14 protein-coding genes are annotated in these 15473 nt (G+C 40.7%); 8 read left to right on the plus strand and 6 right to left on the minus strand.

The window, feature by feature from the left end; translation table 11 throughout:
- Window positions 1–25: 25 nt before the first annotated feature.
- From QET40_RS10050 to QET40_RS10065, 4 genes are all read left to right on the plus strand, one after another.
- Window positions 26–418 (plus strand): hypothetical protein, encoded by a 393-nt coding sequence (locus tag QET40_RS10050; protein WP_280127033.1) that lies wholly within the window; start codon window positions 26–28, stop codon window positions 416–418.
- Entirely contained in the window at window positions 363–1058 is a 696-nt protein-coding gene (locus tag QET40_RS10055; RefSeq protein ID WP_280127034.1) for an autotransporter outer membrane beta-barrel domain-containing protein, read from the plus strand. Before QET40_RS10050 ends, QET40_RS10055 begins: the two co-directional genes overlap by 56 nt.
- Before the next feature lie 64 nt (window positions 1059–1122).
- Window positions 1123–1977: a hypothetical protein gene (locus tag QET40_RS10060; protein ID WP_280127035.1), complete on the plus strand. Its 855-nt coding sequence runs from the start codon at window positions 1123–1125 to the stop codon at window positions 1975–1977.
- Between the two features lie 1324 nt (window positions 1978–3301).
- The gene (locus tag QET40_RS10065) at window positions 3302–4405 is read left to right on the plus strand and encodes a hypothetical protein (protein ID WP_280127036.1); all 1104 of its coding nucleotides are present in this window, start codon (window positions 3302–3304) and stop codon (window positions 4403–4405) included.
- A 25-nt stretch (window positions 4406–4430) separates the two neighbouring features.
- Here the strand turns inward: QET40_RS10065 and QET40_RS10070 are convergent, their stop codons facing one another.
- Window positions 4431–6365 (minus strand): ATP-binding protein, encoded by a 1935-nt coding sequence (locus QET40_RS10070; protein WP_280127037.1) that lies wholly within the window; start codon window positions 6363–6365, stop codon window positions 4431–4433.
- A 450-nt stretch (window positions 6366–6815) separates the two neighbouring features.
- Here QET40_RS10070 and QET40_RS10075 point away from each other — a divergent pair, with 450 nt between their 5' ends.
- Together QET40_RS10075 and QET40_RS10080 are read left to right on the plus strand one after the other, a co-directional pair.
- Window positions 6816–7415, plus strand: coding sequence for a hypothetical protein (locus tag QET40_RS10075; protein WP_280127038.1), 600 nt, complete (start codon window positions 6816–6818; stop codon window positions 7413–7415).
- On the plus strand, window positions 7412–8344 hold the full coding sequence (locus QET40_RS10080; protein ID WP_280127039.1) for a nucleotidyl transferase AbiEii/AbiGii toxin family protein: 933 nt from the start codon (window positions 7412–7414) through the stop codon (window positions 8342–8344). The genes QET40_RS10075 and QET40_RS10080 overlap by 4 nt, the downstream gene beginning before the upstream one ends.
- Window positions 8345–8464: 120 nt before the next feature.
- Here the strand turns inward: QET40_RS10080 and QET40_RS10085 are convergent, their stop codons facing one another.
- A complete protein-coding gene (locus QET40_RS10085; protein ID WP_280127040.1) occupies window positions 8465–9415 on the minus strand; it encodes a hypothetical protein in 951 nt (316 codons plus the stop codon).
- A 302-nt stretch (window positions 9416–9717) separates the two neighbouring features.
- Between QET40_RS10085 and QET40_RS10090 the strand changes: the two genes are divergently transcribed.
- Both QET40_RS10090 and QET40_RS10095 read left to right on the plus strand, forming a co-directional pair.
- A complete protein-coding gene (locus tag QET40_RS10090) occupies window positions 9718–10326 on the plus strand; it encodes a helix-turn-helix domain-containing protein (RefSeq protein ID WP_280127041.1) in 609 nt (202 codons plus the stop codon).
- Between the two features lie 618 nt (window positions 10327–10944).
- Window positions 10945–11220 carry a DUF3892 domain-containing protein gene (locus QET40_RS10095; RefSeq protein WP_280127042.1) on the plus strand — a complete coding sequence of 92 codons (276 nt, stop codon included), beginning with the start codon at window positions 10945–10947 and terminating at the stop codon, window positions 11218–11220.
- Between the two features lie 106 nt (window positions 11221–11326).
- Here the strand turns inward: QET40_RS10095 and QET40_RS10100 are convergent, their stop codons facing one another.
- The 4 genes from QET40_RS10100 to QET40_RS10115 all read right to left on the minus strand — a co-directional run bounded on the left by QET40_RS10100 (window position 11327) and on the right by QET40_RS10115 (window position 15421).
- Window positions 11327–12472 carry a site-specific integrase gene (locus tag QET40_RS10100; RefSeq protein WP_280127043.1) on the minus strand — a complete coding sequence of 382 codons (1146 nt, stop codon included), beginning with the start codon at window positions 12470–12472 and terminating at the stop codon, window positions 11327–11329.
- Between the two features lie 87 nt (window positions 12473–12559).
- A complete protein-coding gene (locus QET40_RS10105) occupies window positions 12560–14554 on the minus strand; it encodes a serine/threonine-protein kinase (RefSeq protein WP_280127044.1) in 1995 nt (664 codons plus the stop codon).
- A 25-nt stretch (window positions 14555–14579) separates the two neighbouring features.
- Window positions 14580–15005 (minus strand): hypothetical protein, encoded by a 426-nt coding sequence (locus QET40_RS10110; RefSeq protein WP_280127045.1) that lies wholly within the window; start codon window positions 15003–15005, stop codon window positions 14580–14582.
- Window positions 15006–15067: 62 nt separating this feature from the next.
- The gene (locus QET40_RS10115) at window positions 15068–15421 is read right to left on the minus strand and encodes a hypothetical protein (RefSeq protein ID WP_280127046.1); all 354 of its coding nucleotides are present in this window, start codon (window positions 15419–15421) and stop codon (window positions 15068–15070) included.
- Between the last annotated feature and the right edge of the window lie 52 nt (window positions 15422–15473).

Below are 15473 nucleotides of genomic sequence, written 5' to 3' on the forward strand. Positions count from 1 at the left end.
GCTATTGAAAGTACATGGGCAAGTAGTGACGACGAAACGATTTTCCGGGTCATTACCGATAAGAAATTCGTATCCATCGCCCAGACAGTATGCCCTGACTCTGGTCGATAACGGTTACGATCCAGGCCAGCCGGAACAACCGGGAACCATCATTACCGACGGCAAAGCTCCCGGTACTCTTTCCAAGGATGTTGTCGTTTCCTTGGTGGACGGCGGCAATGTCGATGCGACGGAAGTTACAAGCGGACTCAGCAATTCCTATGTCCATAGAACGGGAGGAACATTGGTCACCAGTGATTCACAAACATTTACGATGTTGGGATCGGATACGCTCGGTTTCAGCATTGTGGGAACCAATGGAAATGCAGGCGCAGACATCCGGAACATTCAAATCCGACGACAACCAGGCATCTATTAAACAGGACAGCATCATGACCGGTCTGTACGCCAATTACCTTGAAACACTGTGTGACAAGCAGAGTTTGGGATTGAGCGGCTACTTTGCCTATGGATCGGTGGAAAACAGGGCCGATACTCTCATCGGCAATTCCACCTATCTGCCCGGTCATGCAAAATGGAATGACGACGTGTTCACATTTGGCCTTAAAGCCGACTGGAACATCAAAGTCACCGACAAGACCACATTGACGCCGTTCATTGGAATTGATTACGTCCATGGATCGCAAGAAAGCTTCACGGAAACATATTCCAGCGGCAGCCGCCAATACAGGGACGGTAATATGCAGGTCTGGAGTGTTCCGGTAGGCATCACGGTTAAAAAGGAAGTATCGATCGGAGGAGAGCAGCTTCTTCTTCCCGAACTGACAGTCGCCTATGTCGGTGATGTATCCAGAACGAATCCTTCGGTCAAATCCACCATTTACGGCATCGACAACAAGCACGAAGGAAGTAATCCGGGCAGAAGCGCGTTCATGATGAATGCCGGCGCGAACTGGATCATCAACCAGAACTGGAGCGTAGGGGTATTTTACACGCTGGAAGCCAGAAGTAGCCAGGTGAATCAGTCTGCCTCACTTTCGGCAAGATACAGCTTTTAATAATTTCCCATTTAGAACAGCTTCGGAGCTTTATATCTCAGAAGCTGTTCGCTTTTGAAATCTTATGAACATAGGTAAAGAGATTACGATGAACGAATATCAGGAAAAATTCGAAATTCTTGATAAGAACAGTCGTGCTGGAATAGAAAAAATTCAAGCAGCTTACAACAAAGCCTGGGAGTGCCGGAATTTCGAGATTGATAAATTCTGGTCCCGTGCAGCTTTTTTCTGGGCCTTCATCGCTCTGGCTTTTGGAGGGTACGGATATCTCCTTTCACAACATCCAAATGCAGACGCAAAGGATATTCCTTTATTGTATGTGCGCCTAGAATTACTATGCATCTTAGGAGGAGCTTTTCTTTGTTTTATTTGGTGGCAAAGTATTCGTGTAAGTAAAATATGGCAAGAAAACTGGGAAGCGCATATTGAGTTATTGGAAGATCATATATGCGGCCCTCTCTATAAAACTGTTATTGTAGAAAAGGAATATTTTCCATCAGTTTCAAAGCTTGCTGAATGCGTAGCAATCGGAGTTTTGGTCACATGGATATTTATTTTCGTTATTCATACCTACCAATACTGGATTAAGGAAATACATCTAGATTGGATTCAATTGTTAATGGGGATAGTATTTATTTTTTCAATTATTATATTAATAATCAAGATATTGATAAATAAGAAAACAAGTATGAAAAAATATATTATCGAAATCCTTCCGTCAGAATATAGACAACAGAAGTATTGCCCTTACGAAGTTATTATTTCTTTTAATAGAGTTTCTAAACAATTCCTGTACAAGGATGGAATCGGCAACGGTTTCATCCTTTTTTATTTTTACGCCTATACGATATTTCTTACCATACGGGGCACGGCAAACGGCAAGGCATCCCCTCCGAATCAAACGCACTACCCCATTTAACAGTTCATCCCTGTTTGATCTCAACATATACAAGGAGAATTCCTAATGAAGGGAGCACTTTCCCAAACGTTTCAAAATTGTTTTTCGGGAAAATGGAAAAATTTTTCTCTATTAGGAAATGTATAGGGAATAAAAGGAGGAAAACCCACTTAGGCCCCTGCTTGGCAAAAATATTTTTTACGGTAATTTTTCAGATTTTCATGCTACAACACAAATTCCTTGCCTGAAATCTTTACAAGTCATCCTGGTACTATTCAGGATAAATTAACTCATCATATCGAAACCAATCGCATACAACTGGTTGAAATAACGGCATCATTACTTCCATGAAGATTTTATACGAAGCAGTTTTCAAAAAAATATTTTCCCTTGATCCTATGCATCTTGCTCCATCACATAAACCAAGAGATAGGAGGGTTATAGGTAAATTAATTCTAAATTGATTTCTACGGGAATTATTTTAGAAAGCAGGATAATCACAAGGTAAGGGATCAAAAAATCCTCACAAACAATTCTGGAAACATTCAGAATAAGTTGACCGGTTTACACGTTACCATCCATCAATTTCTGATATCCCAATTTGCCTAATCTGGAGTCTCTGATTGTCTTATACAATGGGGATATGGGAGGAGTAAAAGAAGGAATAAAATGAGTTTTCATATTCACTAATATATCATAATGAGTCAGTTGTAAAAAATATGGTCTCATACAATGTATATAAAAGTATATGAGAGAGTTCAAACGTATACCTCAGTATACCATATATTTGCTCCAGGAGAAAAATGCTTTCCTGATTCACAAGTAAATGGAAACAAATAAGTTATGAGAAAAACGGTCTCATTCAATGTATAAGTAAAGGGAAAGAGAGAGCTTTCCTCTCGTATACCTGTAGTTTGATTCCTGGAAAGAATTTCTAAGGTCAATTGGTTTTGTATGAAGGCGTTTTCAAAAAAATGATCTGGAGCAATTAATTTTAAAATGATTTCTATGGAAATAGTTCAGGATGTTAGATCAATGACAATAGAAGATGCAGAGAAATGCTTATAAAGAATTAGAGCAATAAAAAATATGGATAGCGAAGACTTACAGGCGATGGACGATATCCAGGAAGACAATCCTGATTGGAACAGATTTTGAGGTTATAAACCTAGTCCAGAAGATCCTCATGAATTTGGGAAGTGTATGGAGGATTGGTACGACTATGATTGGAGAAAGGAGCAGGAAGAAATGGATCGCAGAACGGGAGAAAATAGTCGAAGAATTTCTGCATTTTTTGATTGCATGAAGCTAGAAAACTAGTTATTAAGCATTGTTCCCATAGATTATGAACAGCTCTATTAAAATTGCTCTTTGCGGCCCTTCAGATGTTACAACAGAAATTCAAAAAGCGAAGGAAGTTATCAATGAATTCAATCAGAGAGAATTCGCGAATTGTAATGTTTTCCTAAAACATTTACACTGGAAAGACAACTCAACTCCAGATATGTCTAAGCGTGTTCAAGAAATCTTAAATTTTCAGATTATAGATGAAGCGGATATAGTTGTAGCTATTTTTAGAAATCGCATAGGGACATCTACAGGACTATATGATTCTGGTACAGAAGAGGAAATTAAGCGTGCTGTGACTCAAAAAAAACGAGTAATGATATATTTTTCATCAATAGAAACAACTGTTGAAATAGATGAAAATCAGAAAAATAAACTCGAAAAATTTAAAAATAAAATTAATTCATTAGGTTTATATGATAGTTTTAGTTCTCTCGATGAGTTTAAAAATAAATTTCATCGACACTTATTGAGTCTTGTTTCTGATTTTAAGAAAAATATACAAGAAGAAAATAGAATAGAAAATAGATATCAGAAAGAAGATAACCCTAAAATACAGCAAAACCAAATAGGAGGGCATTCTAACATACAAGCAGGCGTTATAGAAAATCTTACTGTTAAAGCACCCAAACCCCTAAGAATTTCTATCGAACCTCCGGCAGGGAGTATTACTCAAGAAGAATTGATGCGAATACATGAATTGAAGGAAAAGCTTGCTGAAGGTGAAGTAAAAATGGATAGAAGCAAGGCTTATGGTTTATGGACAAATAGAATCAAAAAGTATTTCAATGTTGCTAAACTAGATTTTATTAAATCAGAACAAATGCCGGATGTTGAAGCGTATTGTAAGCAACAGTTGAACTTACAAAAGGCTGGTTATAAAACTAAAGCTCCAGATCAATGGAGACGCAACCAATATGGGGTAATTAAGGCAGCAATGAAAAAAATGGGGAAGACGGAATCTTCTTATTATTCTGAACTTGCAAATCGATTAAAAATAAAGTCTGGATTCACTTCTTTAAAGGATTTAACTAAAATTAATTTAGAAAAAGTTCGAAATGCGGTTAAAAGAGATCTTGAAAATTGGGAAAATGATCAATAGAAGGCATAGACCGTAGGCCAAAATGTTAAATTGTCGTAGGTATGTTATTAGGAAATTCTTTTATCATATGCGCTTTAGCCGCTTCTTCAGAAACAGAATAATTTAACTGTTCTTTTAAAAAAAGAAGATTCGATTCAGCCTCATAAAACACCTCATCCCATGTTTTTATTAATACCTCCATGTTATTGCCAAAGGTAGTAAGAAGTCCTTGAGGTTTATTAGGTTGGTTTATATCATTTTCCACAATGCTATCGATTTTTGAAGATACAGCGATAAATTTCCATCTACAAGGTATTCTTCTGTATTCATCGTCATCATGTATAGCTTGTGCATATTGTTTGATTTGTAATGCAACTCCATCATCTATCTTCACGGAAGGCCTTTTTAATTCTACAACAAGGAATTCCTTTTCACTTCCATTCATCAATGATTTGTGAAGTAAGATATCAAGCCTACCATTCAGTATATCAGGCTGTTTTTTTTGCTTTTTATCTAGCTTATGAATATGTTTTGTTAGCACTCTTTTTAATCCAATTTCTGAATCAGCCAAAGAAAAACGTTCGTCGAAAATCCAGGATTCTTTTTCAAGAATCTTATGAAGATGTTGTTTCTCTTTAAATGTTTTCGTACAAGAATATATTAGATGTTTTAGACCTTCTAGTACTTTGCAGCGATGTGTTATTAATGAAGCGGTTTGAATAATTGAAGGCAATTTAGTTTCTGTCAGTAAATCTGAAAAAGCTTCACTTTCTGATTTTTTAAGGCCTAAAACCTGGGAAAATATTTCCTGCAATGATTCGGGGTTGTTTTTAAGTGTTTGAGATAATAAACTTAACGTGAAAGCTTTTGATTTTACATCTCTACTGTCAAAGTCAGCTAATTTGCTCAACATTGCATAGGCTAATTCATTGAATAATTCAATTTCAGCCTTCAGCGCTAAATTAGTTGAATCAATCTCTTTATATGGATAAATATTTTGCTGTTGCCACTTTATAATAATGGCTTTTTGCTTTTTTTTATGTAGTTCATCAAAATAATCTTGAATTATTCTATATCCTTCTTTCTTTAAAGCTAGGCAAATTTCATCCAATTCTTCTAGGTCAAGTCTATTTTCTGCATTTAAAAAGTCAATATAATCTGAAGTGATATAAGAGGAAAAGTGGTATCCATAAGATTTAATCCCTGTAGATTTATTTTCTTTATAAGAAATTCCTCCTGTATTACATAGATGTATAGATGATTCCCATTGCTTACTCCAGAGAATTATTTTTACCTCTAAATCTATTTTTTTATCTGTGTCTATTTCGATAAATGTTTTTTTGGAAAAAGTATCAATCTGAAGTTCATTTGGATTTATGACTAGACCATCAAAAATGATGCTGAGTTGAGGGAAACTAGTTAAAAAACAAGCAAATGTTGCAGTTAATTGGTCACGGTATTGTTCTTTTCTTAGCTGATATGCAGAGTTATTTAAATTAGTTATTTCGACGATTGTACCCGTTTTATTTGTTGTTTTTTCAGGAGAACTAACCTGAAAGCTCATTATAGAATTACTGGAACCTTCAATTTTATATCTAAATTTTTCTCCTTTTGTAGAATAGGTGGTTTCCCAAGAAACACAAGATCCTAATTTGAAGGCTTTAAATCTTCCTCTTGCATGTTTCCCATGTATGGGAGGGCGTCCTTTTATTAAGCCGTTTGCAAGTTTTTTTGATTCTCCCAAATTCCCGAATGCTTCATTTACATCTTCATGTGGTATGCCTATTCCATCGTCACTAACAATAATATTTTCAATGTGTCCTAACACATTATTCTTTAATTCGATTTCAACGGTATTTGCCTGTGCATCAAACCCATTCCAGATTAACTCACAAAGAGCACTTAATGCTGTAGCGTTTTTCGAAATGCCCACTACATGCCCTTTCTTTGCTACTACATTAACTAGGGAAGTATTGCTCATATCCAGCATAGTAATTGTTGTTTGGAGTTATGCAATTCAATTCATTTTGAATGAACATAATGGATCCGATTTTCCCCAATATTTTCCCCATACCACTACAAACAAAAACAGCAACATATTAATATACAATATATTGAGGCGAAAAATTAATGGCGGACAGGGAGGGATTCGAAGCCTCGCATTATTGATTATAAGTGATTAACAATGAATTTACTGGACTGAAAATGGATGTTCAAGAGAATGTGTTGCGTAAGCTATTCATTATAAATACTTCTCACTTCCATGGGAAAACCATTTTCTTTCTCGTCTTCCCCCGTATATCTTCCGCTACCTCTGGTCAATAACTCCTTCCTGCATGGTTCCAGGTGAGATCATGCTTTCGACTTGTCATGTTCTCACAAATGTTCTAAAAGTACACATATCCCACATGTAAGTGTGTACTTTTGATCCATGACTATTCCTACTCCAGTCAAAGAATTTTTCCAAAGCAAAGGCGGTGTTGTCCGGCGGGGGGAACTTCTTCCTGCGCTGATGACCGCGAGAATGCTGCAGAAATATATGGAACTGGGGATTATTCAGAGATGGGCGCGCGGCATGTATCGTCTCAGCGATGAAAATCTGCATGATGTTCCGGAAATGCTCATGGTTGCCAGGAAATATCCTGCTGCGGTTATCTGCCTTGTGTCGGCGCTTTCATTCCATGATATGACAACGCAGATTCCTCATGCGGTTGATATTGCCATACCTTACCAGGGGAATGCTCCCAGGTCTTCCTATCCACTCGTACACACATTCCGGTTTCGTGATGCCATTTATGAAGCGGGCATTGAAACACATGACATGCAGGGAGTGCCTCTGAAAGTCTACAATAAGGAAAAGACTCTGGTGGACGTGTTCCGTTTCAGGAACAGGGTCGGAATGGATGTGTTTCTGGAGGCCCTCAAAATGTATGCGGGCAATCATTCCGTCAATCTTCCCCTTATTCATGAATATGCCGCTCTTCGCGGAGTTACCCGAACGATCATGCCTTATCTGGAAACACTCGTATGAACAAGGAACATCCCATTAACAAGGCTGCTTCCGTAAGAGACAAACTTTACAACCTGTCACGGAAAAGCGGACGGAATTTTCAGGAAATTGTTCAATACTATGCGATGGAGAGATTTCTGTACCGCCTGGGACAATCTGAATTTCGGGATAGTTTTATTCTGAAGGGAGCGCTCATGCTGCGCGTGTGGAAGGTTCCGCAGGCAAGGGCGACGATGGACATAGATCTGTTGGGCAAATTGGATAACAGCGCTTCATCTATTGAAGGGTGTATTAAAAAGATTCTGGACACTCCGGTATCGGATGACGGGCTTGTATTTGACTCCGAGTCGGTGACATCCATTGAAATTACCCAGGACGCAGACTATAGGGGTCGCCGTATTCTGTTCCTCGGTTATCTGGAACGAATGAGAATCCGGATGAAAATAGACATAGGTTTCTCCGATGTCGTTCTGCCTGCTTCCGTTTCCATTCATTTTCCGACGGCGTTGGATATGGAGCCTCCCATCTTACAGGGGTATACAAGGGAAAGTGCCGTTGCTGAAAAATTCCACGCCATGGTTTTCCTGAGTCTTCAAAATTCCAGAATGAAAGATTTTTACGATATTTATGTTCTATCCAGACACTATTCATTTGAAGGCCGGCTATTGCGCCAGGCTCTTCAGGGTACTTTTGAAAGGCGTCATACGGATATTCCAGCTTCTTTGATCATCACGTCTTCCTCGTTTCTTAAAATGAAGGAGGTGCAATGGACTGCCTTTCTAAAGAAATTTCCTTCCTCACAACTTTCCGAGATTCCCATCCATTTGGAGGATGTTGTCCAGAGAATCTCCTCGTTTCTGCTTCCTCCTTGTGCCGCCTTACAATCAAAAAACTCTTTTGAACAAACATGGACGCCTTTCACCGATAGTTGGAATGAAACAAAGTCGTGATACAAGAGGACACATGAAAGTTAGACGCATAACACGTGTTGTCATTCCTTTCCTAGTTTATAAACAACCGATTTCCCCCAGAAATTGGAGGAAACCGGCTGATGCTTGTTGAATAGTAAACTACAGAGTATTAACCTTGTAGAAGTAATTTTGACTATCCAGCAGGGAGGTTAATTGTCCGATCAAATCTGTCCTGTCTGCCGGAATGTACACGGCGTCATAGATGTTGATGCAGACGGCATTCTGTTTGCAGAACTCCCGGAGGATATCCTCATAATGGAAGAGGGTATGGGTGGACTCCAAGTTTTCGACCGCCTGGATGAAAGGGACAACTTCATCCAGAAACCTTTCGGAAAGGAATTCCTTGAGTTGGTTTTTCCGTTTTACCTTGAGCTCCTTTAACGCTTCATTGGGAGAAATGATGGTGAAGATCCATTTGAGGAGATTTTCCTTTGCTTCATCCCTCTGAACATTGTCATGGGGAAGAAGTGTATTGGTCCTGATTGCCTCCAGAATCCTTGTGCACTTGCCGCGGGAAGCAAGGCATTGGACAATGGAATTGGTCAGGTCAATTTCCACCATGTTGACTCCATAGATATTTTTGAATACATGTTTCCTGGTGACCGAGGACATTTTGGTAAACATGTTGTATACACGCGGATGCTCTTCATTTTTGCTGTGTGTATTGCAGAAGAAGAGGTCTCCGATGGCCGACAGGAAGGAGACTTCTCCATGTGGTTTTTTTGTCCTCTCTTTTTCTATCAGCAGCTTAAATGCAGGTGAGTTGATTTCAACCTTGAAGATGGAATTGATTTTGTTTTCCTTCAAGACAGAGGGAGGAACGGGGATGGATTCAATTCCCAGGCTGGTTAATGCGTCTTCAAATATGGGAGTGATTTTAGCGCGCATCTTTTGACTAAGAGGACCACTGTTGATATTGGGATTGAACAACCGCTTGTAGAGGCTGTGCTTGACCTTGGTTACGGGAATAGTGAAATAGACATATTCCCAATAGGGAGGAGGATCCATCTGCTTGCCGTCCACTTCTGGGGTGAACATGTAGGCGAACATGTTTCTTATTTTTACCCGTTCCATGTCTTGCTTCAACAGACCGATTTTCCTGGCTGTTTGCTTAGCGTTGATGAGGTTGGAGTTATTAATAATGGTTTTTGCAACATGATTGGTTGCACAGGTTTTGTTTGTATTATATGTATGTATTTTTTTCATACCCCCCCCAGCATCAGGAGGCTCTTTTTATTGCTAAGTGCGATTTATTATCGAAATACAATATCCGATAATGCATTCATAACAAATATATTATAGAATAGTTGTTGATTTTTTGTCTGCTTTTTGTAAGGATATTCCAAGGCAAAATGAAGAAAAGAAGGCGGCAATTCGTTCCTGCAGTCGAGCAGGACGTCAGGAAGATTACAGCAGATGAACGGGAAAAACTCCGCAGGAAGGCTGTTCTTCTCTATAAAAGGAAAAACCCAGTCCCTATCATATCAAGGAAACTAGGGTTGCGTCCTGCAACTGTTTACCAATGGATCAAAAACTACCTGAACGAAGGACCTATCAAATACAGGGAGAATAAGAGGGGAAGGCGTCCCATTGAGAACAAATATACTCAAAAACCATGGAATGAATTTGTCAAGGAACTCAGGGAATATTGGGCAACCCAGGAGAAGAAGAAGCCGGGAGTTCCCGAACACTTGTTGCTTTACAGGGGGAAAGAGTTCTTTGAATGGTGCTCGGAATTGTCGGAAGGAACCAGATACGTTTATTACTGCCAGATCAGGAAGAAAATGAATGAGCTGGAAATCCGCGAGAACGATTCAATCACACTGCAGGACAGGGATTTTCTCCGGAGGCAATACTATGATCCTGGGTACGGTCAAACCGGATGGATGAAGTACTGCATGTTCCTGCTGGGAAGACCGTTCAAATCCAACAGCAGGAACATCTGGTTCAAGGGAATTTAATTCTCAATGGATTTGAAGGCATGCAGACAATTTCCGGGTATCCGTCCGGTATTATAACAAGGAGAGCATTCTGCTAATTCTTACAAATGATTCTGGGGAATTATTCAGAATAAGCCGTTTGCTGTCTTCGGGGTATTTCCTTGTGCACAATAACGAACTATTTTCATAATGAGCTGATAACAATGATCTTGCGTAAAAAATGGTCTCATACAATGTATATATAAATAAATAGAGAGGAAGACTTGACCGTATGCCTTATGTATATCCAAGGTAATTTGTCCATAACGGAGCCTGGTCTATCCCATACGGATTTGGGAACATGTACTCCAAGACAGCTGTCCAGGGCATGTTTTTTACACAAAATGGATATGGAGAGAATATGGAATGCTTATTGTCAATGGAATAGAAAGAAAATGTTCAAGTTATTCAAGGCATGGGAATTGTTCCATGAGGAAGCTTGGATTGTCCTATATGGATTTGATGGGAATAATCCAAGTGTGCCCACTGCCAATAATAATGCCCGATGCCGATTGGAGACATGGTTCCGTTACGGGCATGTATTGCGCGATACGTTTTCATGGAGACTGCCGGGCATCATCCATGTAAAATTGTCCCATTATGATTTTGGCGACAAAGCTTCATTTCCAGTATGGCTGTCCAGTCCATCCCAGTGAACAGGACATTCAATCCATTTATCTGTCAGGAGAAGGATTGGAAGGTTTTTATCTCAAGGAACAAGTGTACGACATGATTCTCCAAGGAGAAATTATCAGGGTCAACATTTACCCTTATCCCATATTGGAGGAAATGACGAGTTCCAAGGGAGAGAAGTATGTAAGATCCATGCCTAACGAAAGCAGGCACGACAATCTGCTTAATTTGCCCCGTGTGTGATTTTGTCTATGTCAATTTGCGTTTCGATATAGACAAGAGGTTTTGTGTGTATTGTGTAATAGTCAAATAGGGTGATTTCTATTGTAACCACCCATGGGGAATCCGGTTAATCCAGATTGAGTGAATCAACATATTCGGGACTCAGTTTCCAGTAGAGTTCCGCATCCTTTTTCCTGGTCGGCTTGTAGTAGTGCTTCCGGATTATCTGGATGCTGTTGCCCATTTCATCGGCTACGCTTGCCATGTTTCCGAAACAAGTGACCTTGTAGGTGCAGTAACTGTGCCGGTATCCGTTCTGCTTGGCTTCGATGTATTCGGGAATTGTTCTTCTGAAGGAATCGTAAATACGGTCGACATGTTTTTTGCATCGTCCAAAGTCAAAGACAAGTCCGTTGGAGCGTTCGCATGTAAGAAGCCATTTCTTGGCTACGCTGGGAAGATGGACAATACGGCGTCCTGTTTTTCCTCCTGACAAGTAGAAGTCCCCGTCTTCATCGGGATTACTCAAATCCAGTTCCTCCCATGTGATGTATTCAAATTCGGACAGTCTTACTCCGCAGAACATGGCGATGACCAGGGGTGCGAGCATTCTGTTCTGATGGGTTTTGGTGTAATGGAGGATTTGAACGGCTTCATCGACGGAATAAATACCGGGTTCTGGTCGTACAGCCTTGGGGCATTTGATGTTGGTCATGTCGATTTCACACCATTTGAAGAACGAGATGACGGCCGCCCGGTAATGCTGGCGTGTCTTTTCGGCTATATCCAATCCATAGAGCCATTTTTCCACTTCATCCTTTTGAATTGTGCTGACGATTTTCTTTCCGAATACTTCCTTGAAGACGTTGACTCTGGATAATGTAAGTCGGATGTTTTCCCTGTTGGATGCTGTCAGGAGCTTGTGCTTTTTCCATTCCTTGAAGAGATCTTTGACCACCCTGCTTTGCTTGGGATGGGCAACGAAGCTCATGTATCTTCTGATGAATTCAGCCAGGGAGATGGAAGGATTGGTTCTGTAGAAGCGGTCGATCATGATTCTGTCTTCGGGATCAATGATTGTTTCTTCTACTAATCCGGTTTGTGAAAGCTCCTCTTCAAGGATCCGGCATTTTTCCAGTCCTTCCTTCCTGTCCTTGACCCTGCATTTGTTGTTCCTGGTGGAACCGTCGGGGTTGATGGTATTCCAGTAGACGCGGTACCTTCCGTCGTTCTCCTGAACCAGTCTGCATAATTTGAACTTTTTCGCCGCCATGTATGAATACATTATATCGCGGGAAAAGGAGTTCGTACGCGGAAAAACTCAATAACGGTCAATTATTTTTGTCTTAGAATGATCTATTTATTTTTCTGGAAGATTGATGTTTTCAAAGAAAGTTTGGGGCATGATTCCCTTGTCTGAACCAGTCTCTTTAGAATCCAAAAGCTTGAAGGCTATATTTCCCATTACTTTGTTCCCGCCATCATATTGAAAGGCAATGCCGGCTCCGGGATGTGTGAAATGAAGCAGGAAATAGCATTCTCCTGTTTGACCTCCAATATCAGTAAACTCTACCAATGCCTTGTTCCGATCAATTTTTTTGTAGATGTAGCTACCAGGTTGATTTTGATATTCCACCAGGACAGGAGAAACAAAAAGTACGGGGTATTTGACGAACAGTTCTCCTCCTTTTTGCCAATGGGTCAGTTTAAGAGATTTCAGCAATTTCCGTTCGATAAAAAGCTGTTCTTCGTTGATAGTCAATCCTTCTTTGCCTTCTGTTGAATGAAACTGAATGTTGTCTGCATCCAAAACTAATGTCTTTCCTGTTATGGATTGCGGTGATTCGGAAGTGAACCTGGAAGAATCTTCCACGTCAGGATAGAGGAGAGCATTCACTTCCGTTATGAGATCTTGTTGTAATCCCCGAGTATTTTTCTCCAACATGAACATGACATTGCCGATCAGCTGTTCTTCTCCATTTGTATGAACAGCAATACCGGAATCAGGACTGGTGAAATGAAGCAATATATGATAATCGGGGGATTCGGGGCCACCATATCCGGAGAGAATAATGAGTCCCTTATCCTTACTCAGTTTTTTGTAGGCGTAATTACCTGATTGACCTACACCTATTTTCCAGTTGGATGGGGAAGTAAAGCTCATTCCCTTAATGAAAGCATTGCCACCGTCCTGCCATCCAGAAAGCTTTTGGTAATGCATCAACTGCTGTCCAATGGAATAATTGTCTTCCCCTCTTAACGAGGCATGACAGAACATGGGAAATTCGGAAGACATAGTTAAGTTTGTTCCCATAAGTGAAAGAGGAGCTTCCGGGATAGGGTGCGGATTACCAGCTTGGTATGGTATTGGTGGAGTATGTTCTGCTGCCGGGATAGTTATTGCTACTGGTGGAATATTTTGTGTGGTTGTTTCTGGTGCAACTTCTTCCTTGGTAATAGGATAGTTGTGCCAGAAGACTATGCCAATTACTGTACATATGGCGATAGCAGTGAGCCAAGTCCATTGACGAGAGTATTTCTTGTTATTGGTTTGCAGATACAATTTCCATTCTTCTGCTGATTGGAACCTGTCTTCTATATCCATTCTGACTGCTTTGCGCAACCCATCGGCAAATCTCCTGGGATATGAATCCAGCTTTTCCCCTAAGCAACTGATAAATGATCTTCCCAGGGCAAATAAATCAGACCAAGGTCCCATATTCCCATGTCCCGAGTACTGTTCGGGGGGAGAAAAGGCGGGAGAAGCCATCACGGTCATGGTCTCCGTTGGCAATCCTTCCAAAGCTGCACCAAAATCCAGAAGAACAGGAGAAGCATTCTCCTTGACCATGATATTGGAAGGTTTGATGTCCCGGTGGAATACTTCCTGTGAATGCAGATAATTGAGAATATCCAACAACTGAAGCAGAAGATCCTGTACGACTTTACTGTCATCGGCATGTTGTTCCAGCCATTGATCCAGAGTACAGCCTTCTACCAGGGACATCACCGCATAAGCTGTTCCCAACGCTTGGAAAATATCATGGATGCGGACAATACCGGGATGATCCAACGCTGCTACAATACGGGCTTCCTTGCAAAATGAATCCAGAGAACGGTTATAGGCATTTCCCCAAGAATCAATGGCGGGAAACACTTCCGCGTTTTCCTGATTCCTTTTGCATAAACCGGATGGAAAATGTTCTTTCAGGACGACTTCACGGCCAAGTTGCCGGTCTATCGCCCAGTAAGTGATGCCGAAGCCGCCTTGACCCAGAACTCCTTTGATCTGGTAATTCCCCAGTTCGGTATCTATAGGAAGATAATTATCGGGAGAGAAGAGAGACGGTTCCATGGAAGGAAAGGCATGGTGTTATCCGTCAGGATTGAGGAGGCAAAACAACCTTTTGACTTTTCAAAGCCAAGGAAGGAGTTTCTTCGGTCACTAAACCGGAAATAGCCTTCGCCACCATTTCTCCCAATGTTTGACCTTGTTTGGTCGCCTTGGATTCCAGCTTATGATAGAGAGTAGGGGATAACTTGACCGTCAAAGTCAACGAGGCGTCTACTTCTACGCCTGGCGTATCAATGGGATTCAATGAAGGAATGGAAACCGGCAATTGAGCCATTACCCTTCCTATCAGCTGCTGCTTCAAAGGAGGAATTGTCTTCTGGGACATCCAATTCCTCACTGTGATTTCAGAGACACCGCATTGCTCGGCCATCCATTTATAATCAAGACCCTGGCTTTTCAGCCATTGCTTGACTTCGTTCTTGAATACGGATTGATCCCCTGCGTGACTCATGCGTATGAATGTACCACCGTCATCCGAAAAGACAAGACCGCCTTGTCTCCATTTGATACATGTCAGGATGACTTGCCCAGCGAGTCAATTTCATGTGCAATCAGTTCAGTGACAGAGCATCCCGATTCCATGGCCTTCCTGCACAGTTTTGAATAGTCGGTCAGAGAGATATCAAATTTGAGCCCTTCATCGCAATTCCCTCCGATATACTTGATGGATGCCTCATTTGATCCCGTCATCAATTCCTGAAGGCAGTTTGCCAATTTCATAGGAATCTCTTTTTGAGATATCCAATTGCGGACAGTTGATTCCGGAATGCCGCATTTCGTGGAGATGATGGAAATGGCCAACCCATTGGATATCATCCATTTTTTAATGCAGGACATTGATGGCTGGCTGTTTTTGAGTCCTTTCATGGATTGATGATGCCATGAATCGGCCTATTCGTAAATTATCTTTTTGAGATAA

Source organism: Akkermansia sp. N21169, from assembly GCF_029854675.1.
GTDB lineage: Bacteria > Verrucomicrobiota > Verrucomicrobiia > Verrucomicrobiales > Akkermansiaceae > Akkermansia.

Bases quoted from the DNA above. Each gene is read 5' to 3' on its own strand.
- QET40_RS10055 (WP_280127034.1), top strand. From the start codon at position 363: ATGCAGGCGCAGACATCCGGAACATTCAAATCCGACGACAACCAGGCA.
- QET40_RS10110 (WP_280127045.1), bottom strand. From the start codon at position 15,005: ATGAGTCACGCAGGGGATCAATCCGTATTCAAGAACGAAGTCAAGCAA.
- QET40_RS10095 (WP_280127042.1), top strand. From the start codon at position 10,945: ATGATTTTGGCGACAAAGCTTCATTTCCAGTATGGCTGTCCAGTCCAT.
- QET40_RS10100 (WP_280127043.1), bottom strand. From the start codon at position 12,472: ATGGCGGCGAAAAAGTTCAAATTATGCAGACTGGTTCAGGAGAACGAC.
- QET40_RS10105 (WP_280127044.1), bottom strand. From the start codon at position 14,554: ATGGAACCGTCTCTCTTCTCTCCCGATAATTATCTTCCTATAGATACC.
- QET40_RS10080 (WP_280127039.1), top strand. From the start codon at position 7,412: ATGAACAAGGAACATCCCATTAACAAGGCTGCTTCCGTAAGAGACAAA.
- QET40_RS10065 (WP_280127036.1), top strand. From the start codon at position 3,302: ATGAACAGCTCTATTAAAATTGCTCTTTGCGGCCCTTCAGATGTTACA.
- QET40_RS10060 (WP_280127035.1), top strand. From the start codon at position 1,123: ATGAACATAGGTAAAGAGATTACGATGAACGAATATCAGGAAAAATTC.
- QET40_RS10115 (WP_280127046.1), bottom strand. From the start codon at position 15,421: ATGAAAGGACTCAAAAACAGCCAGCCATCAATGTCCTGCATTAAAAAA.
- QET40_RS10070 (WP_280127037.1), bottom strand. From the start codon at position 6,365: ATGAGCAATACTTCCCTAGTTAATGTAGTAGCAAAGAAAGGGCATGTA.
- QET40_RS10085 (WP_280127040.1), bottom strand. From the start codon at position 9,415: ATGTTCGCCTACATGTTCACCCCAGAAGTGGACGGCAAGCAGATGGAT.
- QET40_RS10090 (WP_280127041.1), top strand. From the start codon at position 9,718: ATGAAGAAAAGAAGGCGGCAATTCGTTCCTGCAGTCGAGCAGGACGTC.
- QET40_RS10075 (WP_280127038.1), top strand. From the start codon at position 6,816: ATGACTATTCCTACTCCAGTCAAAGAATTTTTCCAAAGCAAAGGCGGT.